General features: G+C 74.0%; 21 protein-coding genes. 7 read left to right on the forward strand and 14 right to left on the reverse strand.

The window, feature by feature from the left end; translation table 11 throughout:
• Positions 1 to 52: 52 nt before the first annotated feature.
• The 3 genes from AOM09_RS13570 to AOM09_RS13580 all read right to left on the reverse strand — a co-directional run bounded on the left by AOM09_RS13570 (position 53) and on the right by AOM09_RS13580 (position 4,954).
• Positions 53 to 1,087 carry a LacI family DNA-binding transcriptional regulator gene (locus AOM09_RS13570; RefSeq protein ID WP_062389596.1) on the reverse strand — a complete coding sequence of 345 codons (1,035 nt, stop codon included), beginning with the start codon at positions 1,085 to 1,087 and terminating at the stop codon, positions 53 to 55.
• A gap of 241 nt (positions 1,088 to 1,328) precedes the next feature.
• The gene (locus AOM09_RS15595; protein WP_062389599.1) at positions 1,329 to 4,424 is read right to left on the reverse strand and encodes a lamin tail domain-containing protein; all 3,096 of its coding nucleotides are present in this window, start codon (positions 4,422 to 4,424) and stop codon (positions 1,329 to 1,331) included.
• Positions 4,425 to 4,540: 116 nt separating this feature from the next.
• Entirely contained in the window at positions 4,541 to 4,954 is a 414-nt protein-coding gene (locus tag AOM09_RS13580) for a rhodanese-like domain-containing protein (protein ID WP_062389602.1), read from the reverse strand.
• A 57-nt stretch (positions 4,955 to 5,011) separates the two neighbouring features.
• Here AOM09_RS13580 and AOM09_RS13585 point away from each other — a divergent pair, with 57 nt between their 5' ends.
• Positions 5,012 to 5,404, forward strand: a complete 393-nt coding sequence (locus AOM09_RS13585) for a VOC family protein (protein WP_439645001.1) — start codon at positions 5,012 to 5,014, stop codon at positions 5,402 to 5,404.
• Between the two features lie 4 nt (positions 5,405 to 5,408).
• On the opposite strand, the gene AOM09_RS13590 is transcribed toward AOM09_RS13585, so the two are convergent.
• On the reverse strand, positions 5,409 to 7,424 hold the full coding sequence (locus tag AOM09_RS13590) for an FtsX-like permease family protein (RefSeq protein WP_156162380.1): 2,016 nt from the start codon (positions 7,422 to 7,424) through the stop codon (positions 5,409 to 5,411).
• An 83-nt stretch (positions 7,425 to 7,507) separates the two neighbouring features.
• Complete coding sequence (locus AOM09_RS13595) at positions 7,508 to 8,011, reverse strand: phosphoribosyltransferase (RefSeq protein ID WP_062389608.1); 504 nt, start codon at positions 8,009 to 8,011, stop codon at positions 7,508 to 7,510.
• 69 nt (positions 8,012 to 8,080) lie between these two features.
• On the opposite strand from AOM09_RS13595, the gene AOM09_RS13600 reads away from it, so the two are divergent.
• Complete coding sequence (locus AOM09_RS13600; RefSeq protein WP_062389611.1) at positions 8,081 to 9,349, forward strand: hypothetical protein; 1,269 nt, start codon at positions 8,081 to 8,083, stop codon at positions 9,347 to 9,349.
• Between the two features lie 9 nt (positions 9,350 to 9,358).
• Here AOM09_RS13600 and AOM09_RS13605 read toward each other — a convergent pair whose 3' ends face one another.
• The 3 genes from AOM09_RS13605 to AOM09_RS15280 are packed head-to-tail and all read right to left on the reverse strand — an operon-like array spanning position 9,359 to position 10,361.
• Positions 9,359 to 9,616, reverse strand: a complete 258-nt coding sequence (locus tag AOM09_RS13605) for a type II toxin-antitoxin system RelE family toxin (protein ID WP_062389614.1) — start codon at positions 9,614 to 9,616, stop codon at positions 9,359 to 9,361.
• Positions 9,613 to 9,864, reverse strand: coding sequence for a type II toxin-antitoxin system Phd/YefM family antitoxin (locus AOM09_RS15275; RefSeq protein WP_228375153.1), 252 nt, complete (start codon positions 9,862 to 9,864; stop codon positions 9,613 to 9,615). Before AOM09_RS15275 ends, AOM09_RS13605 begins: the two co-directional genes overlap by 4 nt.
• Positions 9,865 to 9,908: 44 nt before the next feature.
• Positions 9,909 to 10,361 carry a Pvc16 family protein gene (locus AOM09_RS15280; protein ID WP_062389617.1) on the reverse strand — a complete coding sequence of 151 codons (453 nt, stop codon included), beginning with the start codon at positions 10,359 to 10,361 and terminating at the stop codon, positions 9,909 to 9,911.
• Positions 10,362 to 10,473: 112 nt separating this feature from the next.
• Here AOM09_RS15280 and AOM09_RS13620 point away from each other — a divergent pair, with 112 nt between their 5' ends.
• The 5 genes from AOM09_RS13620 (at position 10,474) to AOM09_RS13640 (ending at position 17,558) form a co-directional block, all read left to right on the forward strand.
• Positions 10,474 to 10,944 carry a hypothetical protein gene (locus AOM09_RS13620; RefSeq protein WP_156162381.1) on the forward strand — a complete coding sequence of 157 codons (471 nt, stop codon included), beginning with the start codon at positions 10,474 to 10,476 and terminating at the stop codon, positions 10,942 to 10,944.
• Positions 10,945 to 10,993: 49 nt separating this feature from the next.
• The gene (locus tag AOM09_RS13625; protein WP_156162382.1) at positions 10,994 to 11,515 is read left to right on the forward strand and encodes a hypothetical protein; all 522 of its coding nucleotides are present in this window, start codon (positions 10,994 to 10,996) and stop codon (positions 11,513 to 11,515) included.
• A gap of 176 nt (positions 11,516 to 11,691) precedes the next feature.
• The gene (purL, locus tag AOM09_RS13630) at positions 11,692 to 13,998 is read left to right on the forward strand and encodes a phosphoribosylformylglycinamidine synthase subunit PurL (RefSeq protein WP_062389624.1); all 2,307 of its coding nucleotides are present in this window, start codon (positions 11,692 to 11,694) and stop codon (positions 13,996 to 13,998) included.
• A 22-nt stretch (positions 13,999 to 14,020) separates the two neighbouring features.
• Complete coding sequence (locus AOM09_RS13635) at positions 14,021 to 17,182, forward strand: glycoside hydrolase family 2 TIM barrel-domain containing protein (RefSeq protein ID WP_062389627.1); 3,162 nt, start codon at positions 14,021 to 14,023, stop codon at positions 17,180 to 17,182.
• Positions 17,183 to 17,186: 4 nt separating this feature from the next.
• Complete coding sequence (locus AOM09_RS13640; RefSeq protein WP_062389629.1) at positions 17,187 to 17,558, forward strand: sterol carrier family protein; 372 nt, start codon at positions 17,187 to 17,189, stop codon at positions 17,556 to 17,558.
• A gap of 12 nt (positions 17,559 to 17,570) precedes the next feature.
• On the opposite strand, the gene AOM09_RS13645 is transcribed toward AOM09_RS13640, so the two are convergent.
• The 6 genes from AOM09_RS13645 to AOM09_RS15285 all read right to left on the reverse strand — a co-directional run bounded on the left by AOM09_RS13645 (position 17,571) and on the right by AOM09_RS15285 (position 25,437).
• Entirely contained in the window at positions 17,571 to 19,667 is a 2,097-nt protein-coding gene (locus tag AOM09_RS13645) for an FtsX-like permease family protein (RefSeq protein WP_062389632.1), read from the reverse strand.
• Positions 19,664 to 21,526, reverse strand: coding sequence for an FtsX-like permease family protein (locus AOM09_RS13650; RefSeq protein WP_062389635.1), 1,863 nt, complete (start codon positions 21,524 to 21,526; stop codon positions 19,664 to 19,666). Before AOM09_RS13650 ends, AOM09_RS13645 begins: the two co-directional genes overlap by 4 nt.
• Before the next feature lie 11 nt (positions 21,527 to 21,537).
• The gene (locus tag AOM09_RS13655) at positions 21,538 to 23,343 is read right to left on the reverse strand and encodes a hypothetical protein (protein ID WP_062389638.1); all 1,806 of its coding nucleotides are present in this window, start codon (positions 23,341 to 23,343) and stop codon (positions 21,538 to 21,540) included.
• Positions 23,340 to 24,092 (reverse strand): ABC transporter ATP-binding protein, encoded by a 753-nt coding sequence (locus tag AOM09_RS13660; RefSeq protein ID WP_062389640.1) that lies wholly within the window; start codon positions 24,090 to 24,092, stop codon positions 23,340 to 23,342. The genes AOM09_RS13655 and AOM09_RS13660 overlap by 4 nt, the downstream gene beginning before the upstream one ends.
• Positions 24,093 to 24,172: 80 nt before the next feature.
• Positions 24,173 to 25,045, reverse strand: a complete 873-nt coding sequence (locus AOM09_RS13665; RefSeq protein ID WP_062389642.1) for a serpin family protein — start codon at positions 25,043 to 25,045, stop codon at positions 24,173 to 24,175.
• 74 nt (positions 25,046 to 25,119) lie between these two features.
• A complete protein-coding gene (locus AOM09_RS15285; RefSeq protein WP_169747667.1) occupies positions 25,120 to 25,437 on the reverse strand; it encodes a serpin family protein in 318 nt (105 codons plus the stop codon).
• Positions 25,438 to 25,491: the final 54 nt, after the last annotated feature.

The following is a 25,491-nucleotide window of genomic DNA, read 5'->3' on the forward strand; positions in this document are numbered from 1 at the left end:
CGAGGTTTCGAAGCGCTTCGACGATGCGCGTGCGCGGGTCAGCGGAGCTTGGTCATGAGACCCGCCTGAGGGGTGGGTAGCCCGGCGTCCTGGTGACGACGGAACCCTGGTCGATGTACGTCGGGGGGAGGAGGACGATGCGGGGGTCGAGACCCCCGCCGTCGATCGCCTGGACCAGGAGGTCCACGGCGGCGGTGCACGAGGCGCGGGCATCGAGCGGCATGGTGTCGAACGGCACGGCGAACCGTGCGGTGGAGAAGCTCACGCCCGCCGCGATCACCGAGATGTCGCGCGGGATGCTGAGACCGCGGGCGGTCAGGGTCGCGGACAGCGAGGAGGCGACGTCGGCGGTGGTGTTGAGCACGATCCCGTCGAGCCCGGGCAGCGCGTCGAAGAGCCGGTTCACGCTTCCCTGGGCGGTGTGCCCGTTGGGGTGGACGACGGCGTGGCGCACGTGGCGGCGCTCGCACTGCGCGACGAAGGCGCGCAGGAAGCGGCGCGTGAAGTTGGAGCCGCGGTCGAGCGTCTCGACGCGGTGGGAGATGAGGCCGATCTCCCGGTGCCCCGACTGGACCAGCCGGTCGACGGCGGCGCGCGCCGCCTCCTCGAAGTCGAGGTCGACGCACACGAGGCCCTCCGTGTCGGCCGGGATGCCGACGAACACCGTGGGGCAGTCGAGCGACCGGGCGAGCGCCACGCGCGCATCGTCCTCGTCGACGTCGAGGACCACGATGCCGTCCGCGAGCTGCGTGGCGGCCGAGCGGCGCATGCCGTCGAGGGCGTCGTCGTCGACCAGCAGCAGGGTGTCGTAGCCGTGCGTGCGGGCGACCTTGGTGGACTCCATCGCGAAGGCCATGTGCGCGGCGTCGTCGGTGTCGGCGTGGACGGGTTCGCTCACCGCGATGATGTGGGAGCGGTGCGCGGCGAGCATCCGGGCGCTCGCGTGGGGGAGGTAGCCGAGCTCCTGCGCGGCGGCGAGGACGCGGTCGCGGGTGTCGGTCCGGATCGAGCGCTTGCCGCTCAGCGCGTACGAGACGGTGCTGATGGACACCCCAGCGGCCTGCGCCACCTCGGCGATCGTCGCCATCTCGACTCCATCGTCTCGTGCGGTCGGGCGTCCGCGCCGACGCGGTCCGTCCGGTTCCTCCGGTTGGTCGAAGCGCTTCGACAGCGCCCCGATGCCCCGACGTTATGTTGGACGCCGCAACAAAGCAAGCGCGATTACCGAATCGTGATCTTTTTGCGCCGGTCGACGCGCGTCCGCCCCGGAGCCCGCTTCGCGCGAGCAGCAGCTCGTGCTCGGCCGGGTCCGGGGCGGACGATGCGCGTCAGCGGCGCGCGCGCCGCCTCTGCTCGAGGAGCACGCCGCCCGTCACCAGCAGCGCGAGGGCGAGCGCGATCGCGGCGTCGACGTCGGCGCCCGTCGAGGACAGCGCGGCGGCGGTGACCTCGAGCGCGAGGGTGCCGATGAGCGTCCCGTCGGCGGCGTACACGTACAGCGTGTGGTCGCCCGCCTCGGTGGCGGACGGGATGGTGACGGCGAGGTCGCCTGCGGCGTCTGCGACCGTGGTCCCGAGCAGCACCGGGTCGGAGTGCAGCCAGGACGCGGCGTGCTCGCCGGCCCACGCCGAGCCGAGCCCGACCGTGATGGTCCCGCCCGCGACCACCGAGCCGGGGCCCGCGAGGGTGATGGGCTCCCACGCATCGTCGTCGCCGGTGCCGGTGCCGGTGCCGGTGCCGGTGCCGGGGTCGGGGTCGCCGCCCGACCCACCGTCCGACCCACCGTCCGACCCACCGTCCGACCCGCCGTCCGACCCGCCGTCCGACCCGCCCGCCGCGCACGGCAGCGTGCCGGCGCGCAGCGAGAAGCCGTCGGTGTCCGCATCGTCCGCGTAGTACGTGGGCACGGCGCCGTCGACGCACAGCGTCGCGTCGCCGACCGCGAAGCCCTCGTTGGCGATGTTCGCCATGCCGGCGGGCCGCTCGTACAGCGCGCTCGCGGAGAAGACGCCGTCCACCAGCGTGTACGCAGCGATGCGGCCGTCGCAGGCCTCGTCGCACACCACCCACAGCTGGTCGCGCTCGGCATCGAACTGCACGTCGGCCACCAGGGAGAACGCCACCTCGTCGGTGGGGATCGTCGCGACCCGCGCGAACGAGCCGTCGGCGTTCAGCGCGTAGAGGTACGCGCTCGCGGTGCCCTCGACGCCGACCACGAACAGCCCGTCGCCGTGCCCCGCGTACGCGGCGGGCGCGTAGGCGGCGCTAGTCGACTCGTCGACCAGGCCGCCGGCGACCAGCCAGGCGTCCGGGATCCACGTGACGCCCTCGAGCCCGCCGTTGGCGGCAAGGCCGGGGAAGTCCGCCGCGAGGTTCCACTCGGCGGTCGCGACCAGGGTGCCCGAGGCGCCGACCGGCTCGAACCGCAGGACCGCGGGACGGCTCACCGAGCTCGCCGAGTTGTCGCGCTCCGACGAGACGTAGACCGCGCCGTCGGCGGCGGCGTGCACGCCCTCGGCGTCGACGATCCCGCCGCCCCCGGGGTACGCGAGCGTCCACTCGCCCGTGACCTCGCCCGCGGGGGTCATCCGGTAGAGGAGCCCGTCGCCGTTCTGCACGGCCCACAGCGTGCCGTCGGCGAAGTCGACGCCGGACAGGTCGCCGCCGAAGGTCGCCTCGTCGTCGAGAGGCGCGACGTCGGCGCCGCCGGGCCACGCGAGCGCCGCTGCGAGGCCCGCGCAGTCGTTCGGCGCGCCCTTGGTGGACGATGCGGTGGTCTCGAAGTCGCCCGTGCCGTCGGGGCAGCGGCCGTAGGTGGTGCCAGCGTGGGCGGTCCACGCGTAGGAGTCGAGCAGCGCGCCCGACGCGTCGAAGAGGCGCACCTCGTCCTCCCCGCCGAGCCCGAAGTCGAGCACGTCGACCGCGGCGACGGCGCCCGCCCCGAGCATCGTCCCCGCCGGGATCGTCAGCGCGTGGCCGTCGTCGGAGTCCTTGAGGACCGCGCCGCCCAGGTCGACCTCGGTCGCGCCCAGGTTGATGAGCTCGACCCAGTCGCTCGCGTCGCCGCTGGACTCGACCTCGTTGATGCGGACCGGGAGCGAGCAGGAGTTGGGCGCTCCCTTCGAGGAGAAGGCCGCGTCGATCCAGTCGCCCGTGCCGTCGGGGCAACGCGACCAGGACACGAGCGCGTGGGTGGACCACGTGGTCGCCGCGACGAGCGTGCCCGCGAGGTCGTAGAGGCGGAAGGCGTCGCCGTTGCCCAGGCCGAACGTGAAGCCCTCGGGGTAGGTCGCGGACTGCTGGTCGATGACGAGCAGGCCGCCGGCCGGGACCACCGAGCCCGCAGGCACCACGTCGGTGCGGCCGTCGTCGTTGTCCTTGATCGCCCACCCGGAGATGTCGATCGGGGCGGCGGTGAGGTTCATGACCTCGACCCAGTCCGTGTCGTCGCCGTTGGACTCGACCTCGTTGATCGCGAGCGAGGTCGAGAGCTCGGCGGGCTCGTCGACGGGCTCCTCCGGCAGGGTGCCCGCGCACGCGTTCGCGGCGCCCGGGGTCGGGGCGGCGGTGTCGACGAAGGCACCGGTGCCGTCGGGGCAGCGCCCGTAGGTCTGCGCCGCGTGGGTGTCGCCCCACGTGTACGCCTCGAACGGCGTCGCGGCCGCCGTGTCGGCGGTCCCCGGGTCGAAGAGCCGGACGCTGTCGCCCTTGCCCAGGCCGAACGTGAAGTCGACGTCGCCGACCAGCGTGAGGAAGCCGCCTGCCGGGATCGGGTCGAGGCCGGCGAGGGTGACCTGCGACTCGTCCTTCGAGTCCGCGACCACCACGCCGTTGACGTCGAGCGGCGCGTCCGCGACGTTGACCAGCTCGATCCAGTCCGCGCCGCCCAGCACGGCGTCCGCACCCGAGGACTCGACCTCGTTGATGCGCAGCGCGCTCGCGGGGGTCACGGTGACCGGGCAGTCGTTCACGGCGCCCTTGGTGGACGATGCGGTGTCGACGAAGGCGCCGGTGCCGTCGGGGCAGCGTCCGTAGGTCTGCGCCGCGTGCGAGGCCCAGCCGTACGAGTCGACCAGCGTGGTGCCGTCCGGCAGGAACACCCGCGCCGCGTCCGCGCCGCCGAGCCCGAAGCCGCCCTCGACGTCCACGTCGATCGCGAGGAAGCCGCCCGGAGCGAGCGAGGTGCCTGCGGGGATCGCGAGCGTGCGCGCATCGTTGTCGTCCTTGAGGATCCAGCCGGACACGTCGACCGCGGTCTCACCCGTGTTGGTGAGCTCGATCCAGTCGCCGGGGCTGCCGCCGCTCGACTCCACCTCGTTGATCGCGATCGACGGCAGCTCCGCCGCCGTCGCGATCGGGGCGACGACGCCCCCTGCCACCAGTGCGAGAGCCGCGGTCGCGGTCGCGCGTGAGCGCCTGTGCATCGTGCCACCCTGTTCGAGTCGAAGGACCTAGCAGGCGCGACGCTAGTGAGCGCGTCTGAACGCGCGGTGACGGGCGGGTGGCCGACGGCTGTCGGGAAGGTGACGGGTGAGGGGGGTCAGCCCTGGTGCCAGGGGAGGCCCGCGCCCTTCCAGCCTTGCCAGCCGCGGTGGCCGTGCTCGTCGGTGGCGCCCTCGAAGCCCTCGAGGACGTTGTACGCCGGGCCCAGGCCCGCGGCGGTCGCGACCTCGGCGGCGCCGATGGAGCGCGCGCCGGAACGGCACAGGAAGACGATCGGCTGACCCGGCTCCACGCCGGTCGCCTGGAGCTGGTCGAGGAAGCCCGGGTTGCGCTGCATCGTCGGGTAGGTGACCCACTCGATCAGCGCGGCCTGACGGCCCAGCGTCGAGGCGTCCGGCACGCCTGTGAACCGCCACTCCGCCTCGGTGCGGACGTCGACCAGGATCGCCTCGGGCTGGTCCTCGAGCAGCTTCCAGGCCTCGTGCGGCGTCAGGTCTCCGGCGTAGGTCATGGCGGTCCTCTCGGGTGGGGATGCGCGTCAGTCTAGGTCCATGCCTAGGGTGGATCCATGATCCGCATCCACCTCACCAGCGTCTTCGTCGACGACCAGACGAAGGCCCTCGACTTCTACACGCGCGTGCTCGGCTTCGAGGTGCGCGCGGACGTCCCGCTCGGCGGCGAGGACCGCTGGCTCACGGTGGGGGCACCGGGGGACGATGCGGTGCAGCTCCTGCTCGAGCCCTCCGGGCATCGTGCGGTGGGGCCGTACCGCGCGGCCCTTCGCGAGGACGGCATCCCCGCCGCGCAGTTCGCGTCGGACGATGTGCGTGCCGAGCACGCCCGGTTGGTCGAGCTCGGGGTCGAGTTCACGATGCCCCCGACCGACATGGGCCCCGTCACGGTCGCGGTGCTCGACGACACGTGCGGCAACCTCATCCAGCTCGCGCAGATGCACGGCTGACGGCTCAGCGCGCGAGCCGCGCGGCCTCCTGCGGCGAGCGTGCGTCCACGCCGCGCGCGGCGAGGAGAGACGCGATCCCCGCGCCCGCCGCGCAGCAGGCGAGCAGCCCGAGGGCTCCCACCACGGTCAGGCCCAGGGCGAGCGCGACGGAGGCGGCGCCGGGCTCGAGGCGGAAGGCGCCGTAGACGAGCCCGGCCGCGAGCCCCAGCAACGAGCCGATCAGCATGGGCGCGGCCGTGCGCGCGATCGCGACGATCTGCCTGCCGTGACGGTCGAGACCGAGCGCGCCGGTGGTCGCGGCCTCTGTGAGCGCACCGGCCCGCGTGGTCCATGCGGCCAGGCCGACGATCGCGCCGGCGGTCACGGCGATGGCAGCGACGCCGCCGCACACGGTGAGCACATCGGTGAACGCGCTCGACCACGCCAGCGCATGGGAGGCGATGCCGAGCACGAGCACGGCACCCGGGAACGCCGTCACCGTGCCCGCGATCGCCGCCGCGGCTCCCATGGGCGACGTGCCCAGGCCATGGCCGGCCAACACGAACGAAGGCCGGTTGGAGCGGCCGAGCGCGGCGCCGAGCCGCATCAGCGCCGTGCGCGTGATCGCGACGAGGCCGACCAGGGTGAGCGCCGCGAGCACGACGAGCGCCGCGGGCAGGACGCCATGCGACCACCACGTTCCCCAGCTGCGCGAGGACGCGGCGGCATCCAGACGGGTCACGGCGAGCGCCGCGAGGAGCACTCCGACGACGCCCTGCACGCGCGGTGTGCGTGCCTCGTTGGCGCGAGGCGGCTGAGGCGCGAGCGCGGCGCTGGGCGTCACGCGCGCCGCGCACAGCGCTGGAACCAGCGCGATGGCGGCGCTGACGGCGACCGCGGAGGCGAGCAGCGCCACGGCGTAACCGAGCGGGATCACCGCGACCAGCGGGCCGTACGCGTCGGGGCTCTGGGCACGGTACGCGCCGTAGATCACGGCCTCGACCCCCCAGCCCACCGAGAGTCCCATCACTCCCGCGGCCACCCCCGCGACCGCGCCCTCGGTCAGGCCGGCGAGGACCACGTCACGCCTCGTTGCACCGAGCGCGCGCGCCGTCGCCACCCACCGCGTGCGGACGTCGCCCTGCGCGCGGCCTGCCGCGAGGGCGACCGCGACGGCGACCATCGCCAAGGTGCCGGCGCCGAGCAAGGCCGCCTGCTCCGGCATCGTGGCGAACGTGGTCCACGCGGACCCGCCCTCGGCGGCGGTGAAGAGCATCCTCTCCTCGAGCGCCGGGAGCGGCGGGCCGTCCCACGTGAGCGCGACGTCGTAGTACCCGGTGCGCCCGCCCTCCGCGTTGCTCGCGGGCATGAGACCCCCGAGCGCGGCGAGCGTGACCAGGTCGGCCTCCGTGACGATTCCCGCGGGGGCGATCGCCACCCCGTCGTCGGGGGCCGAACGGGTGAGCCCCGACACCTTCAGCGACACCGGTTCGGCCTCCGAGACGCCTTCGCGCGGCACGCTCAGCGCCGTGACGGTGTCGCCGATCCCGACCCCGAGCTCGGTCGCGTACGTGGTCATCAGCGCGATCTCGCCCGCCTCGGGCAAGAACCCTCGGTAGATCGCGTCGTCGAGCGTGGCGGAGCTCGCGGCGCGGACGATGGTGAGGCCGCCGTCGGCGTCCTCGGCGAGCTCGACGTGGACCGAGGCGATGCGCGACACCTCGACGCCATCGCGCGAGGCCTCCTGGACGATGTGCGCGAGACGGTCCGCATCGTCGACCGCGGTGAGCTCGATCTCCTCGCCGTCGATCATCCCGATGCCGTCGGTCCAGACACCCACGACGGCGACGTTGTCGCCCGTCCAGCCGTCCGTCGCGGCGATCTGCGCGTCGGTGGCCGCGCGCGTTCCCCACGACGTCGTCGCGAAGGCCGCGAGCGCCGTCGCGAGAGCGACCAGCACGCCCGCCGTGATCGTGTACCGGCGCTGCGCGCGCCACTGCTCGCGCATGAGCGCGATCTGGATCGAGCTGTTCCCCCGCATGGCGGTCACGCTAGCGAGCGCCGCCCGCCGCGCGCATCGTCCGCGCGCATCGTCCCCGGTGATACCCAGGTATGACGCGGGGCTCAGCCCTCCTCGGGGTGAGGCTTGCCGGGGGTGACGGGAGGAAGCGCCGACCACGGGAACGTGATCCACAGGTCCGTGCGCTTCCACACGTAGTCCGGGGCGATCACCGAGTGCGACTTGGCGTACAGCACCACGGTGCGCACCTCGCCGGCGTGCTCCTCCATGAGCCGCTTCACCAGGGCGAGGGTCTCGCCGGTGTCCGCGACGTCGTCCGCGATGAGCACCTTGAGGCCCTTCATCGCGTCCGTGTCGAGAAGCGGGGGCAGCAGCACGGGTGCGGGGAGGCGCTCGTCGATGCCGGTGTAGAACTCGACGTTGAGCGTGCCGACGCCCTTGGTGCCGAGCGCGTACGAGATCGCGCCGCCCACCGGCAGCCCGCCGCGGGCCACCGCGACCACCACATCGGGCTCGTAGCCCGAGTCGACGACCATCTGCGCGAGCTCGCGCGATGCGTCGCCGTAGCCCTGCCAGGTGAGGATCTCGCGCTCGATGCCGTCGGTCATGGTGGCTCCTTCCGGTGAGGCGAGGGTACCTGCGGGCGGGTGCCGGTGCGCCCCGGCTAGCCTGGACCGATGGGCTTCTTCACCTCCGAGGGCGACGCACGCCGCTTCTACGAGGCTGATGCGTGGTTCCAGCAGTGGCTCGCGGCCAGCCCGAAGAGCGCCGCCTACCTCGCCACGCGGCTGCGCAAGGCGACGGGGCATGACCTCCACTTCACCGCCGCGGAGCTGCGCCCGACGCTCGACTGGGTGGCGCGCGACCTCGCGCGCGACCGCTCCGCGGTCAAGCCCGACTGGGCGTACCGCTCGGAGCTGGGCCAGGAGCTGACCATGCATGGCGCGGCGCTGCTGGATGGCGTCCTCGTCTACGTGGGCGGCCTGGCCGACGCGCATCGTCCGCTGTCGTGGGGGCTCGACCTGCGCGAGGGATCCCCGACGTATCTGGACCCCGTGCTCGGGCCGGGCGGCCCGCCCGTCGCGATGCTGCCGTTCGCGCTCGCGGCGATGGGTCACGGTCGGGCGGCGTGGGACGCCGTCGAGGAGGTGCTCCGGTGGTTCGCGACCGAGGGGGAGCTGTCCTACGAGGACTTCGACACCCCCGCCGACGTGCGCGAGTCCTTCATCCCGTCGGGCGGCTTCCTGCGCAAGGCGGTACGTCCCACCGAGCTCCCGCGCGAGGCCGCGTCCGCGGCGCTGGGGCCGCTGAGCGAGGAGGACCCCGGACTCGTGGTGAACGATGCGGGGCCCGGCCACGCGCCGGGCACCCCGTCGGACGCGACGCACCACGCGATCGTCATGCTCGCGGCCGGGGCGATCGACGAGGCGGCGCTGCTGCGGTTCCTCCGGGCCTGCGACGCGGCGCCGGGCGTCCAGCGGGTCCAGTTCCGCAGCCATCACGTCCTCGAGGTGTGGGCCCCCGGGCTGCTCACCGTCGAGGTGCTCGCGTCGCTGCGCGCCGCCGCGCGCTCCGAGCTCCCGTCGCGGCCCGACGATGCGCCGCTGAGCGAGGACGACCGCCGCGGGCTGCTCCTCCGCGCGCCCTTCCTCGAGCGGCTGGGGAAGCACGAGGACCTGGCGGTGCGCGTGATCGAGGTCGACGGGTTCGACGCGACCGTCACGGTGCAGACGCCGTGGCTTGACGACTACACCTACACGGTCGCGCTCCACCCGCGCATCGTCGAGACCCTCACCGAGGCCCGCATGCACGCGGTCGCGGACGCGCTGAGCGGGACGCCCGGCGTCGACCGGGTGCTGTGGGAGGACGCCGAGGGTGTGCATGTCCACGCGCCGGGGCTCGCCGCCGATGCGCTCGCGGAGGCCGTCGCGGAGGCGCTCCGGTAGCGTGCGGCGTCAGCGCCGGTACACCTCGGGGCGGTGGCCGATCGCCAGGACGAGCACCACCAGCACGCCCTCGTCGATCGCATAGATGATGCGGTGGTCACCGACGCGCACCCGGTAGGAGTCGCTGCCGACGAGCCGCCGTGACGCAGGCGGACGCGGATCGCGCGCGAGGAGCTCGATCGCGCCTCGCAACCGCGCCTGGTCCTGCGGGTGGATGCGTCGCAGCGAGCGGGCGGCCGCAGGCCGCACCTCGACCCGGTACGTCACGACCAGCCGAGATCGGCCTTGACCTGCTCCCACGGGATCGAGTCGCCCGGCTCCGCGAGAGCGGCGTCCGCGGCGGCGATGTCCTCGGCGTCCTCCAGGGCGGCGAGCATCTCCTCGTACCGGTGTGGGCTGATGAGCACCGCCTCGATCGCGCCATGGCGCTCGAGGAACACGGCACGCTCCTGCGCACGCTCGATCACGCTGCGCAGCTCGGCGCGGGCCTGGGAGACCGGGATCACGTCGCTCACGGTCGAATTGTACGTTCGTGACGCAGGAATGTACAAAAAGGTGATCACGCGCTCGCGAGCGTCACCGGCCGCACCTCGTAGAGCAGGCTCGCGCGGCGCGACAGCCCGGTCGAGGCCCAGATGTCGTGAAGCTCCTGGGCCGTCGGCGCGAGCAGGGTGAGGCGCGCGTTGCCGGCGGCGGTGAGCACGGGGCTGGCCTCGAGCGCGAGCACGATGTCCTCGAGGCGCGCGGCGGTGTCCGCCGGTGGTCCCGCATAGGTGACCAGGTAGGTGAGGCGCAGCGTCGACGTCGTCGCCGGGCTGCGCGACGCCGAGAAGCCCGGCGAGAACGCGCGCGAGCCCTCGTCGGGAGCGATCCCGACCAGCGCCACGATGCCCGAGTCCGGGGGCAGAGGCCCGTCGTCGGCGGCGAGGGAGTGCTCCTGCACCCACGTGCCGCGGTCGGGCGTCGCCTCGTGGATGGTGGCGATGAGCGCCTCGGTCACCGTGCCGATCATGAGCCTCTCCGTCTCGCCCTGCGTGCGCGGAGGGTCCGCTGCGGCGGTCGCCTTCCACCGTAAGCCGGGACGCGGCGGAGCGCGCGGCCAGCGGGCCAGGCATCATGGGAGCATGCGCGCCTTGCGGATAGCAGGCTGGACGGCGCTGACGGCGGTGGTGGTCGTCATCGCCTACTTCGGGCTGTGGGAGGCGCCGGCGCGCACCCCGACGCACCAGCTCGCGTTGGGCGGCGCCGGCGTGCCGGTGTCGGACGTCCGCGTCGAGACGCACGGCTGGTGGACGGTGTGCGTCACGGGCGCCCGCGGTGGGGTAGAGGACGAGCGCCTCGCGGTGATCCTGCCGTCCACCTGGACGGCGCACGTCCAGGGCGTGGTGCCCCGCGTCTTCCTCATCGGCGGCTCGACGGAGGTGCGGGACCGGGCCTCGGGGCACGTGCTGCGCAGCGAGGACATCGCGCAGGTCGAGGGCGTCGAGCTGGGCATGACCGATCCCGAGGAGCGGGCGGTGGTCGAGCGCTGGATCGACCTGTGCGGCGATGCGGACGCGTATGTCGCGATGGAGCCGCTCGTCTCGCTCCAGTAACCGCGCGTCCGGCCTGGTGAATTCCGGTTCCAGGGTGCAGGATGCCCTCATGGGGGCTACAGCGAGGGCGCGCGACGTGGCGCCCACCAAGCGTGCCGCGATCGCGGGCATCGCCGTCGCGGGCATCGCGCTCGTCATCGTGCTGGCCGCGATGTTCTGGGACCGGCCCGCGCGGCTCGCGACCTACGAGGCGGAGGCCTGGACGGGCGCCGACGCCGAGGTCTCGGGCTACGTCCACCCGGAGACCCGCGGGCTGTGGACCGTGTGCCCGTCGGTGGTCGACGCCGATGGCGCGACGGTGGGCCTGGTGCTCGCGGACACGTGGAGCGCGACCATGCCGCGCATCGGCCTGAGCTGGAGCGCCGTGGGGCTGCGCGGCGGCCCCGTGGGCGCGGCGCAGCACGGCGGGGACGGCATGATGCCGTCCACGCTCCAGGTGCGGGTGCTCGACTCGTCGGTCGCCGCCGACGCGGCGCTCGCGGAGTCCTGGTCGAGCATGTGCGGCGACGCCGCCGCGGTCGCGCTGCTCGCACCCGACACCGTGATCGAGCTGCCCGACATCACCAACTGACCCCACCCGCCCCGACACTTCCAACGGAGCTGGTCCCGGGTCGGCGGCGTGTCGCCCGTGATTTCGGGCGACACGCCGGGAAACCGGGACCCACTCCGTTGCCGCTGTCTGCGGGTGAGGGGAGGGGGCGCGCGCGGCTAGGATTGCCGGGTATCCGCCGGCTCTCAGAGGACGACATGACCGACGCGCTCCAGCCCACCGCCGCCCAGCTCGACACCGTCTCGTACGCGTCGAAGACGCCCGACCAGGAGCAGCCGTGGGGCGAGCTCGGTCTCAAGCACGACGAGTACCAGCGCATCCGTGACCTGCTGGGCCGCCGTCCCACCAACGCGGAGCTCGCGATGTACTCCGTCATGTGGTCGGAGCACTGCTCGTACAAGTCCTCGAAGGTGCACCTGCGCCAGTTCGGCGAGAAGACCACTCCTGAGATGAAGGAGCGGCTCATGGTCGGCATCGGCGAGAACGCCGGCGTCGTGGACATCGGCGACGGCTGGGCCGTCACCTTCAAGGTCGAGTCGCACAACCACCCGTCCTACGTCGAGCCGTACCAGGGCGCCGCGACCGGCGTCGGCGGCATCGTCCGCGACATCCTCGCGATGGGCGCGCGTCCCGTCGCCGCGATGGACGAGCTCCGCTTCGGCGCGATCGACCACCCCGACACCGCGCGCGTGGTGCACGGCGTCGTCTCGGGCGTCGGCGGCTACGGCAACTCGCTCGGCCTGCCCAACATCGGCGGCGGGGCGCGCTTCGACTCCTGCTACCAGGGCAACCCGCTGGTCAACGCGCTGTGCGTCGGCGTGATGAAGCACGAGGACATCCACCTCGCGTCCGCCGAGGGCGTGGGGAACAAGGTGGTCCTCTTCGGCGCCCGCACCGGCGGCGACGGCATCGGCGGCGCGTCGATCCTCGCCTCCGAGACCTTCGAGGACGGCGTGCCCGCGAAGCGCCCGTCGGTCCAGGTGGGCGACCCCTTCATGGAGAAGGTGCTCATCGAGTGCTGCCTCGAGCTCTTCGCCGCGGACGTGGTCCAGGGCATCCAGGACCTCGGCGCCGCCGGCATCTCCTGCGCGACCTCGGAACTGGCATCGAACGGCTCGGGCGGCATGCACGTGTGGCTCGACGACGTGCTGCTGCGCGACCCGACCCTGAATGCGGGCGAGATCCTCATGTCGGAGTCGCAGGAGCGCATGATGGCCGTCGTCACCCCCGAGAAGCTCGACCAGTTCCTCGAGATCACCGGCAAGTGGGACATCGAGTCCGCCGTGGTCGGCGAGGTCAACGACTCGGGCCGCCTCACCATCGACCACCACGGCGAGCGCATCGTCGACGTCGACCCGCGCACCGTCGCCCACGACGGACCGGTGTACGACCGCCCGTTCCACCGTCCCGCCTGGATGGACGGGCTCCAGGCCGATGCGTTCGCGGGCGACCTCCCGGCGACGGGCGACGCGATGCGCGAGGCCTTCCTGGGCCTCCTCTCGAGCGACAACATGGCTTCGCGCGAGTGGATCACGAACCAGTACGACCGCTACGTGCAGGGCAACACCGCGGCGTCGCGACCGGACACGGCCGGCGTGATCCGCGTCGACGAGTCCACGGGCCGCGGCGTCGCCATCGCGACGCGCTCGAACGACCGCTTCACCAAGCTCGACCCGTACAACGGCGCGCGCCAGTCCGTCGCGGCGGCGTTCCGCGGCGTCGCGATCGCGGGCGCCACGCCCACCGCCGTCACCGACGGGCTGAACTTCGGCTCGCCCGAGGACCCCGACTCGATGTGGCAGTTCGCGGAGGCCATCCGCGGCCTCGCCGACGCGTGCCAGGAGCTCGGCGTGCCGGTCACGGGCGGCAACGTGTCGCTGTACAACGGCACCGGCGAGCCCGGCCGCATCGACAGCTCGATCAACCCCACCGCGATCGTCGGCATCCTGGGCATCCTCGACGACGTCGCCCGCGCAACCCCGTCGGGCTGGCGCGAGGACGGCCAGCTGCTGTTCCTCGTGGGCTCGACCCGCGCGGAGCTCGACGGCTCCGAGCTCGCCTCGACGCACGGCCACCTCGGCGGGCTCCCGCCGGTGCTCGACCTCGCCTGGGAGAAGGAGCTCGCGGAGATCCTCATCGCGTGCTCGCGCGACGGCCTGGTCGACGCCGCCCGCGACGTCTCCGAGGGCGGCCTCGCCGCGGCCGCGGCCTACGGCGCGCTGCGCTATGGCGTCGGCGCGCGCATCGTCCTCGACGAGGTCTGCGAGCGCGACGGCCTCACGCCCGCGCAGGCGCTGTTCTCCGAGTCGCAGGGCCGCGCGCTCCTCGCCGTGCCGCGCACCGAGGAGCCGCGCCTGGTCGCGATGCTCGAGGCACGCGGCGTCCCGTTCGCCCGCGTGGGCGTCACGGGCGGCGACGCGCTCGAGGTCCAGGGCCAGTTCGAGGTCCCGGTGGCCGAGCTCACCGAGGCCTGGGCGGCACCGCTTCCCGCACGCTTCGCGTAAGCACGATGCGCGGGTCGCGTCGATGAGGCGTCGCGCCTGGGCGGGCCTCGCCCTGGGTGCGGCGGTCGTGGGCGCGCTCGCGCTCGCCGCGGCGCTGTCGGGTCCCGACGCCACCCCGTGGTCCGGCACGCCCGAGGTCTTCGAGGTGAACCGCCTCGACCCGGCGGCGCGCGCGGTGCCCGTCGCCGATGCGGCGACGGCTCTCGAGCTCGGCGCGTACGAGGCCGAGGCGGCCTCGCCGTGGCTGCTCTCGCTGAACGGCGACTGGAGCTTCCGGTGGTCGCCGTCGGCCGCCGAGGCGAGCCTCGACTTCACGGACCCGGCGGTCGACGTGACCGCGTGGGATTCCGTCGAGGTGCCGCACCACTGGCAGCTCGACGGCTACGGCGAGGCCGAGACCGGCGACCTCGTCTACCTCAACGAGCCCTACCCGTGGGCGGGGTACGAGGACCTCGCTCCCGGCCAGGTGCCGCAGGTCGCCAACTCGGTCGGCTCCTACCGTCGCGAGGTCGAGGTGCCGGCCGGGTGGGACGGCCGCCGCATCGTCCTCGCGTTCCAGGGCGTCAAGTCCGCGTACACGGTCTGGGTCAACGGGGTCGAGGTCGGCTACAGCGAGGACTCGTACGCGCCGGCGGAGTTCGACGTCACCGAGGCCGCCCGCGTCGGGACCAACACCGTCGCCGTCCTGGTCCACCGCTGGTCGGACGGCTCGTGGCTCGAGGACCAGGACCAGATCGACCTGTCCGGCATCTTCCGCGAGGTCGAGCTGTACTCCACCCCGACCACGTACCTCGCGGACCACACGGTCACCACGGACGTCGCGGACGACCTCGCGAGCGCGACCGTCTCCGCCGTCCTCGACGTCGAGGGGGACGCCGACGTCCGCGTGACGCTGCACGATGCGGGCGGCGCCGTGGTGGGCGAGGCGACCGGGGCATCGTCCTCGATCGAGGTCGCGGATCCGCGCCTGTGGTCCGCCGAGGACCCGTACCTCTACACGCTCGTCTACGAGGTCCTGGACGGCGGCGAGGTGGTCGAGACCGTGGCGACGCGCGTGGGCATCCGCGAGTTCGGCATCGTCGACGGGCTCATGACGCTTAACGGCCAGCCGCTCGACATCAAGGGCGTCAACCGGTCGGAGATGCACCCCGACACCGGCCAGGCGCTCACCGAGGAGCAGACGCGTGCGGACCTCGTCGCGATGCGGCAGGCCAACGTCACCGCGGTGCGCACGGCGCACTACCCGGCCAGCCCCGCGCTGTACCGGCTCGCCGACGAGCTCGGAATGTACGTCCTCGACGAGGCCGCCCTCGAGACCCACTCGCTGCGGCCGTTCCCCGACGGCGCCCCCGAGTGGGACGCCGCCGTCATGGACCGCATCGTCGCCATGTACCAGCGCGACAAGAACCACGCGTCGGTGCTGTGGTGGTCGCTCGGCAACGAGGTCGGACCGGGCGAGATCTTCGCGCAGGCCGCCGACTGGCTGCGCGCCGCCGACCCGACGCGGCTGGTCCACTTCCAGGAGGACAGCACCGTCGCCGACATCGACGGGGTGTTCTACCCCTACCTCTCGACGCTCGAGGAGCGCGCCGCGACCACCACCGGTCGCCCGTGGATCATGACGGAGTACCAGCACGCCCTGGGTGCCGGGCTCGGCGGCATCGAGGAGTTCTGGGAGGTCATCGACTCGTCGCCGGAGATGCAGGGCGGCTTCGTGTGGCAGTGGGCGGATCAGTCCATCCGGCTTCCGATCGACGGCGGCGTGGCGGCGCTGCCCGTGGAGGACGATGCGGCGGCGGGTTCGACGTACCTGTCGTACGGCACCGATTGGAGCGACTACCCTACGGACGGCGCGTGGACGCTCAACGGCATCGTCAACCCCGACCGGGTGCCGCAGCCGGAGCTGGCGGACCTCGCCGCCGTCTACGCGCCCGTCGAGCTCGTGGGCGAGGACCTCGCGGCGGGGAGGATCCAGGTGCGCAACGAGCACCTGGTCACGGACCTGTCCGCGCTGGGCGCGAGCTGGGTTCTCGAGGCGGACGGGGTGCCCGTGGCCTCGGGGGACCTGGACGTCGCGCTCGCGCCCGGGGAGACCGGATGGGTCGACCTGCCGGTCGCCAGACCCGCGGACCCGGTCGCGGGCGCGACCTACCGCGTCACGGTCTCCTTCGCGCTCGCCGCGGACACGGCCTGGGCCTCGGCGGGGCACGTGGTCGCGGCGCTGCAGGTGACGATGCCGTGGGACACCGGGGAGGCGGCGGTCCCTGCCACGCGCGGCGGCGTCGAGGTCGCCGAGTCCGCGGAGGCCGTCACCGTGACCGGCGGCGGCTTCGCGGCCGCCTTCGACACGGCCACCGGGGCGCTGACGTCCTACGAGGTGGACGGCGCCGAGCTCCTCGCCGAGCCGTGGCGCCCCGACTTCTGGCGCGCGCCCACGCAGAACGACCTGCTCAACGGCGTCACCGACAACGCCCTGTCGTGGAAGGGCGCCGGTGAGGCGCTCGAGGACGTCGCGGTCGGCGTCTCCGGCACCGCGGCGGCCGCGGAGATCCGGGTCTCCGCGACGGTGCCGGCCACCGGGAGGCCGTCGTGGGACGTCGTCTACACCGTCACGGGCGACGGCGCGATCGCGGTGGAGGCGACGCTCGGCGCGACGTCGCGGGCCTTCGAGATCCCGGCGGTCGGTCTCGAGCTCACGCTGCCTCCGTCGCTCGGGAACCTGACCTGGCTGGGCGCCGGTCCGCACGAGACGTGGCGCGACCGCGACGCGGGCGCCCTCACCTCCGTGTGGACCTCGACGGTCGAGGACCAGGTTTTCGACAACGTGCGGCCGCAGGCGACAGGGAACCACACCGGAGTCGAGTGGTGGGCGGTGACGGACGATGCCGGGGCCGGGCTGCTCGTGGTGGCGGGCGACGCGCCCCTCGAGGTGGCGGCGCTACCGGTGACCGAGGCGGCGATCGAGGAGGCCGGGCATCCCCACGAGCTCGACAGCGACGGGCTGGTGCACCTGAGCGTCGACGCGGTGCAGCAGGGGCTGGGCCTGACGTGGGGCGAGCGCGCGCTGCCCTTCGCCACGGTGGCCGGTGACGAGCCGCACACGCTGGCGTTCACGCTCGCGCCGTTGCGCGCGGGTGAGGACGCGGGCGCGAGCGCGCGGTCGCTCGCCGCCGTGGGAGGCTGAGCGCATGCCTCCCCGCCGCCGCATCCCCGTCGCCGCCGGACGTGCCGCCGTGTCCCAGTGGGCCGCGTTGTCCGCCGCCGGGAACGTCGAGCCCGGCATGACGGCGATGGCCGTGCGCTTCTCGCTCGAGGAGCTCGCGGCGGTCGCGCCCGGGCGCTCGCTCGAGGTCCGCGTCCCGCCGTGGGGTGCGGTCCAGGCGGTCGAGGGCTCGGTGCATCGCCGAGGGACCCCGCCGGCCGTGGTCGAGATGGACGCTCAGACCTGGCTCGGCCTGGTGACGGGGAGCCTGCGCTGGGACGATGCGGTCGCTGCGGGCCGCGTCGACGCCTCGGGGGAGCGGTCCGACCTCTCGGCGCTGCTGCCGCTCGACCTGTAGGCCCTTCCCGCGCTACGCCGAGACCCGCGGGCGCTCCCCGGCGGGCACCAGGGCAGCGGTGAACGCCGCCCCGATCGCGATCGCGGCCGAGGCGACGGCGATGACGGCGAGCACCGGCAGCAGCAGGTGCCCGGCGTTGGCGAGGGCCCACGCCGGACCCACCCAGTGGGCCTCGATGGTCCCCGAGAAGTCGATCGGCACCGTCTGGTCGATCTCCGAGCCGTGATATGTGAGGAGCGTCCCCGCGACCCCGGCGGTCGCGCCGAGGAGCGCGCCGAGGATCAGCGGCACCGCGAAGCGTGCCGCCATCGCCGCGCGGGCGGTCGCCGCGGACAGCCCGAGCGCGCGCCTCGCCTGGTCGTCGGGTGCCGTGGCGCGGGCCGCCGCGACGAACGCGGCGAGCGACGCGAGCACCACGGCCACGATCCCGAGCGCGGCGACCATGACGTAGACGTCGCCGCCGAGCGCCTGCCCGATGTAGCCAGGGACCTGCAGCGCGCGCGGGAGCCACGGCCACCCCCAGCCGACGGTGTCGGGCAGCTCGTCGCCCCACTCCGCGAGCAGGTGCCATGACATCGCGGCGACGAGCGCGGCGGTCACCACCGCCATCACCCCCGCCGGGATGGACGCGAGGCGCGGCCGTCCGGTCAGGGCGTCGCCGGCCGCGATCGCCCACGGGCGGGAGCCTCGCGCGAGGCGCCGTCCGGTCGCTGCGACCATCAGCCGCGCGGCGCGCACGAGCGCGGGAACGGTCGCGGCCATCGTTGCGAGGATGAGCCCGATGAGCGCCGTCTGCCGCGCATCGTTGAGCCCGGCCGGCCATCCGAGCGCCACCGTGGCGACGAACAGCGCGCCCCACGTGCCGACGATCCACCTCGACCGGATGCGCGGCCCTACCCGCGCCTCGGACACGGGTGTCTCGGGCTTGAGCGCGACGGCGGGCGGAGTGCGCATCGCCCAGAAGGCGGGGATCGCGCCGAGGATCGCGGCCATCGCGAGGCCAAGCGAGCCGATCGCGAGCAGCACCCACGGCGCGACCTCGACGCCGGCGGGAAGCAGCGCGTCGGGGTGCGCGCCGGCGAAGGCCGCGTACTCGAGCGCGACGGCGCCCCACGCGATCGCGACGCCGGCGACACCCGCCGCGAGGCCGACCAGCGCCACCTCGGCGACCGTGGCGACCGCGATCGCCGAGCGGCGCGCGCCCAGCGCCCGCGCGGTCGCGACCCACCGGCTGCGCGTCTGCGCCTGCGCGCGGCCCACGGCGAACGCCAACCCGATCATCGCGACGCCGAGCACGGCGGCGGTGAAGGCCAGGATCTGGATAAGCCCTTGGGGGTGGTTGCCGCCGAACCAGAGGTCCCAGGCCTCGCCCGTGACGGCGTCGAGGGCGGGGGTGACGCGCTGTGCGCCGACCTCGGCGCTCGTGCCCCACTCGTCCTCGATGAGGTTCTGCTGGGTGGCGAGCCACGCGTCCCAGAACTCCCATGAGTCGTCCCATGTCAGCACCGCGTCGAACGGCGTGATCCCGTACCGGCCCTCGGCCCCGGGACGCAGGAAGCCGGACACCGTCAGGGTGCCGAGCTCGATGGCGGTCCACTCGCCATCCTCGGTCGTGACGTCCCCGACCACGGTCATGGTGTCGCCGAGCGCGAGCCCTCCGCTCGTCTCCCATCCGACCTCGACGGCGACCTCACCGGGGCCCGGGGCCTCACCCGAGAGCAGGAGCGCGTCCCAGTCCACCTCGCCGCGCACCCCGGCGGGGTTCCACGTCGACCAGACGTCGTCGCCCACCGGCGCCTGCAGGCCGTACGGGACGTTGCGGTGCAGCGCGGAGCTGCGCGCGCCCTCGGCGTCGGCGGCGTCGAGCGCGGCGTCGAGCTCCTCGTGGGTCATGGCCGAGCCGTCGGAGGAGGTGTGCACGTAGACGTGGCGCGACCAAACGCCGCCGACCCCGAAGGCCCGAGCCGCGTTCCGGTCGACCGCGTCCTGCTGCGCGGCCGAGAGCGCCGCGTAGCCCGCGAGCGCCACGCCGAGCGTCAGCATCGCGGCGGTCGAGATCAGGTAGCTGCGATGCGCGGCCGCCTGCGCCTTCATGAGCTCGCCGATCACGCGACTCCCTCCTTCTCCGCCTCGCGGAGCTGCTCGGCGGGGGTCATCGCGTCGGCCCGGACGCGGATCAGCGCGGCCAGGCCCGCGGCCGCCGCGACTGCCAGGAGCACCAACCCGGCGAGCGCCGCCCACGGCGCCTGAGCGAGGTCGAAGCCCACGTTCCACAGCCGGAGGGCCCAGCCCCCGGCGCCGTTGAGGGCGGCCAGCGCGGCGCCGAGCACCGTCCCGGCGGCCAGGCCCAGCGCGGCGCCCACCGCGGTCACCACGGCCGCCTCGAGCGCAGCCGCCGCGCGCATCGTCGCTGCCTGCGCGCCGAGCGCGACCAGCGTCGCGTGCTCCCGTGCCCGCAGCCGCTGCGTGGCGGCGGCGAGCACCACCACGATCGCGACCGCGCCGAGAAGGAACGGCCCCGCGACCGTGATGAGGCCCCGGGCGTCGATGCGACCGGTGCCGCCGAAGCTGTCGTTCACCGGGGTCACGGCGGCGCCACCGAGGTCGTGCTCCGCCAGGATGCGGAGCACCTCGACGGAGTCGCCCTCATCGCGATCGCCGCGCGGGACGCTCGACGCGAGGTAGACGAGCAGCGCGGATTTGGGCGCTGCGCCGAAGGTCTCCTCCGCCCAGCCGCGCTCGACCGCGGCGAACGGGGCGGGTGCCGAGGGCGCCTCGATCTCCGCCTGGACCTCCCCGACCGTCACCGGGCCGAGCCCGTAGCCGATCGCCACCCCCTCGTCGAGAAAGAGCGCGCGGAGGCCGTGCGGCGCGAGGCCGTCGAGGGCGTCGGGTTCGAGCGCGATGACGGTGTCGCCGCGCGCGGCGGTGAGCGCGGCGGCGGGCACGAGGACGAGGCGGTCGTCGGCGGCGAGCTCTGCGACCACCGCCGCGTCCAGCGCCGGGGCCCAGCCCTCGTCTTTGCCGGTGCCGGCTTGGCCGTGCGGCTCGACGATGGTCACGGTCGCCACGACGGCGTCGGGCGCCAGCGACTCCGCGACGGCGTTGCGCTCGGCCAGGCCGTTCACCCAGACGCCGGCACCGGTCGCGACCGCGACCACGAACGCGATGGCGCCGATCGCCGCGGCCCGCAGCGGGGCGGGGCGCACCAGCGCGTCGGCGGCGAGGCCTCGCGCGCTCGCGAGGCTCGCGCCTCGTGCCAGCGCACCTGCCGCACGCGCGGCGATCCGCACGCCGAGCGCCGATCCCCACCGCAGCAGCAGCGCCGGGATGGCGACGTACGCTCCGAGCGCGGAGACGATCGCGATCACGCCGACGGGCCAGCCGTGCATGTCCTCCGTCCACGGGATCGCGAGTTGCGACAGCGGCACCAGCGCCAGGACGATCGCGACGCCGATCCAGCGCGGGCGGCGCCGGCGGGCACGCGCGGTGCCCTCCGCATCGTCGCGCGGTGCACGATGCGTGGCCCAGGCCGCCGCCAGCGTCCAGCCCAGGCATGCGCCCAGAGCGAGGCCGAGCCAGGCCCAGCCGAGCAGGCCCAGCGCGTACCAGTCCGGCGAACCCGTGCCGAAGCCCTCGATCAGCTGATGGCCGATGGACCCGAGCAGCAGCGCCCCCACGCCCCAGACGGCGCCCGCGGCCAGACCGTCGAGCGCCGCGCGAGCGAGGAGCGCGCGGCGGCTCTGGCCCATCGCGCGCCGCGAGGCGAGCTCCGCGCGTCGCGTCACCAGGTGGGCCGCGCGCAGCACACCGGTCACCGTCGCGACGACGATCACGATCGGCGGCACCAGGAGCTCGGCCGGCGCGATGAACGTGGCGAACCCGTCGTCGCCCGGCCACAGCGGCGGGATCACCATGCCTGCCGCCATGCCCCCGACCGCGACCGCCCAGGATGCCGCGTTGCGCATCGTTCCCCCCGTCATCGCGCCGCCCCCGCGAGCCCGTCGCGCAGCGCCTCCGCCGGCGACTCGAGGTGCGTCGCCATCGCGGCGACCGCCGTAAGGACGGCGTAGATCGCGACCATCGCGACGCCGCCCGTGACCACCAGTCCCCACGGGACGCTCTCGAGCGCGACCCCGAGGTACGACTCGGTGATCACCCCGGTGAGCGAGTGACGCGCGCGGGCGAGCATGGTCATCGAGGCGCCCATGAGCACCCCGGCGGACCCGCCGGCCGCGACGGCGGTGGCCGCGAGCACCGTGCCCTCGACGCCGAGCGCCGTTCGCACCGTGCGAGCGTCGGCGCCGAGCGCCGCGAGCGTCGCCGACTCGCGCGCCCCGGCGCGCACCGCGCCGATCGCCACGGGTGCCAAGACGGCGGTGAGCAGGAGCAGGAGGAACAGCGTGCCGCCTGTCCCGCCGGCGCTGCCCGCAAGGGTGCCGATCTCCACCTGGCTGGCGCCGACCGGGAGCCGGCTCACGGCGCCGTCGATCGCCTTGAGGTCCGCGCCCTCGGCCGCGTAGATGAGGTAGGCGGGCCCGTACGTGGGTCCCGAGGCCGCGGACTCGGCGACGTAGCTGTACCAGCCGCCAGCGAGGGGGACGATGCCGGTGGGTGCGAAGGCCTCCGTGGTGACGTCGAGCACGTTCGTCGCACCCGAGAGCGCCGCCGTCGGATGCGAGATCAGCGCCTGCGCGAGCGCGGGGTCGGCCTCGCGGAGCGCCTCGGGGTCGATCGCGACCACGGCGTTCGGGGCGTCGAAGGACGAGAGCCGCTCGCCGCGCACCACCGCGAAGACGCCGTCGATCGCCTCGAGGCTCTCGGTCACGTCCTCGGCGGCACGGTCGGTGGCGAGCACCATGACGGCGCGATCCGACAGCTCGACTCCGGCGGGTCCCGACATCACGGCGCCCATCGCGAACGCGATCCCGCCCACCGCCATGACCGCGCGACCGGTCGCACGGGTGGGCGAGGAGGCGCGAGCCGTGAGCACCGCGGCGAGGCGCGAGAGCCCCATGCCGTCGGCGAGCCCGGCGGCGAGCGCGACGAACCTCGGCGCGACCCCCCGCGCCCACGGCAGCACCGCGCCGATCCCCAGCACGGCGCAGGCGGCGAAGGCGATCGCCCACGCGATCCCGGCGGTGTTGGTCGTCACGTAGTGGGGCTGGCCGTCCTGCGCGACCGCGAGCCCGACGACGACGCCCGCGGCGACCGCACCGATCGCCGCGGTCGCGACCATCGCACGGCGCCGCACCGGGCGCGGCGGCTCCGCCTCCTCCCGCAGGCGCTCGACCGGAGAGCGGCGCGGCCGCCACGCGGACAGCACATGCGCGACCGCGAGCGCGAGCGCTGCCATGAGGCATTCGACCGCGCGGATGAGCCAGAAGTCGGTGTGCGTGGTGAACGCGTCCCACCCGTGCGTGGTCTCGATCGCGACGTGCGCGGCGCCCGCGACGCAGTAGACGGCCGCGGCGACGGCGAGGCCGTCGCGCAGACCGGTGAGCGCCGCGCGGCGCACGCCGGCGGAGGCGGCCTCGCCGAGTGCGGCGCGGACCGCGGCCTCGCTCGCGGAGGTCGGACGGATCCCGAGGATCGCGACCAGCACGGCCGTGAGGATCGCGGCGGGGATCGCGAGGTAGATCCCGAGGCCCACGACGGTCCATACGTCCGGCGGCGCGACGCTCATGCCGCACGGCGCCACGCAGTTGTCGATGTCCCACGGCACCGATACGGCCATGATCGCGGCGGCGGCCAGGCCCGCGACCAGCGCGGCCGCGGCCCTCACCGCTCCACCCCTGCGAGCGCGTCGAGCCCGGCGAGCACCGAGTCCGGCGTGGGATCGGTGACGTGGCCCGCCACCTTGCCGTCCGCGAACAGCAGCACGCGTCCCGCATAGGACGCCGCCGTCGGATCATGCGTCACCATCACCACCGACTGGCCCAGCTCGCGGCACGACTGCCGCAGATGCGCGAGGATCTCCGCGCTCGCGTGGGTGTCGAGGTTGCCGGTGGGCTCGTCGGCGAGCACGATGCGCGGGCGGGTGATGAGCGCGCGGGCGATCGCGACGCGCTGCTGCTGGCCGCCCGACATCTCGTAGGGGCGGCGGTCGAGCTCGCGTCCGATCCCCAGCATGTCGACGAGCGCGTCGAGCCAGGCATCGTCGGCCGGAAGGCCGTTGAGGCGCAGCGGCAGCACGATGTTCTCGCGTGCCGTCATGGTCTGCAGCAGGTTGAAGCCCTGGAAGACGAAGCCGATGATGCGCCCGCGTACCTTCGCGAGGTGCTTGTCCTTCATCGCGGTGATCTCGTCGTCACCCACCCACACCTGGCCGCCGTCGGGGCGGTCGAGGCCCGCGAGCAGGTGGACCAGCGTGGTCTTGCCGGAGCCGGACGGCCCCATGACCGCCGTCAGCACCCCGGACGGCACGTCGAGGTCGACGTGGTCGACGGCGCGCACCGTGGCGTCGCCTCGGCCGTACGTCTTGGTCAGGCCCCGCGCCCGCACGGCGAGCGCCTCGTCCCCCTGGATGTCCATGCTGGCGAACCTATCGACGGCGAGGTGCGCCGCGCATCGTCCCCTCGCACCCTTCTGGGGTGATACCCAGGTATGACGGGCTACGCCCCCTCGGGGTCGACGTACTGCCCCACGAACAGGATGGCGCCGGTCGTGGTGTCGCGGATGACGTAGAGGAACGGCCGGTCCGCGATGATCTCGGCGTCGAACTCCGGCATGCCGGCCCCGTCCCCGCCCAGCGCGGTCGCCCCGGCGGCCTCGGTGCCCTCCTCGTCGACGATCACGGTGGTGGCGTGCACCGCGGTGGTGAGCGTGAGGTCGGGGCCGATGCCGTCGAGGCCGGCCGTGTCGAACAACCCCTCGACCCCGAGCCGCTCCTCGATGACGTCCCTGACGTCGACCGTCGCCTCGGTCTGGAAGCGTGGCAGGCGGAGCCAGACGTGCCCCGCCGTGCGGGCGGCGTCGAGAGCGGCGAGCGCCTCGCCGTCGAAGGAGTCGCGGACGGCGGGGAAGCGGCCCTCGTGCGGGACGATGAGCACCATCTCGAGGTCGCCGACGTACGGCAGCACGGCAGCGTCGTAGTCCTCGGCGACCACGTAGTCGGTGTCGGGTGCCTGCGTCATGAGGTCCGCGCGCGCGGTGGTGCCGTCGAGGCGGTGGAAGTCCTCCTCGTGCGTCCCCTCCCGCAGGAACGGACGCCACCACTGCGCCTTCATGTAGACCGCGCTGACGAGGATCACGCGCGTGTCGGCGTTCGGGACGTTCTCGGGAAGGATCGTGGGGATGAGGCCCTCGGTGCTGCGCTCGACCCACTGGTCGATCCGGCGGCGCGAGCCCGCGGCATCGAAGTTCAGCGGGAGCGACGCGGCCTCGGCTCCGAACCAGGTCTCGAGCGTGTCGAGGTAGGTGGGCTCCGCCGTGTACGAGTCCTCGATCCACGCGGAGCTCGCGAGCCGCACGATCGGCAGGTCCACCGTGTCGCCGTTCGCGTCCGGGGCGCCGTCGCCCTTCTCGCTCTCGACCGCGAGGTCGAGCGAGTTGAAGGCGCTCAGCAGCGCGCGGCCCTCGGCGGGGTGGGGTAGTCGAACAGCTCGTCGAGCGCATCGTCCACAGCGCCCGTCGCGCCCGCGTCGAGCATCCCGAAGGCGATGCCGAGCGAAGCGGGCGAGATCGCGAGGTTCGTGTCCTGCGCGGCCGCGCGGAACACCGACAGGCCGGCCTCGTTGAGCGACGCCGCGAGGTCCACGGCCTGCGACGGCGTGGGGTCCGGGCGCGGCACCTCCGGGGCGGCCGGCGCCGCGCACGCCGCGAGCGCCAGCGCGGCGCCGGCAGCGGCGACGATCCCTCTCACATGAGGAAGACGCATCGCGCACCCCTTTCGTTGTCCCGCCCCCATGGACCCCCCGGGGAACCCCCGGGG

It is taken from the genome of Demequina iriomotensis (genome assembly GCF_000971395.1).
Taxonomy (GTDB): Bacteria; Actinomycetota; Actinomycetes; order Actinomycetales; family Demequinaceae; genus Demequina; species Demequina iriomotensis.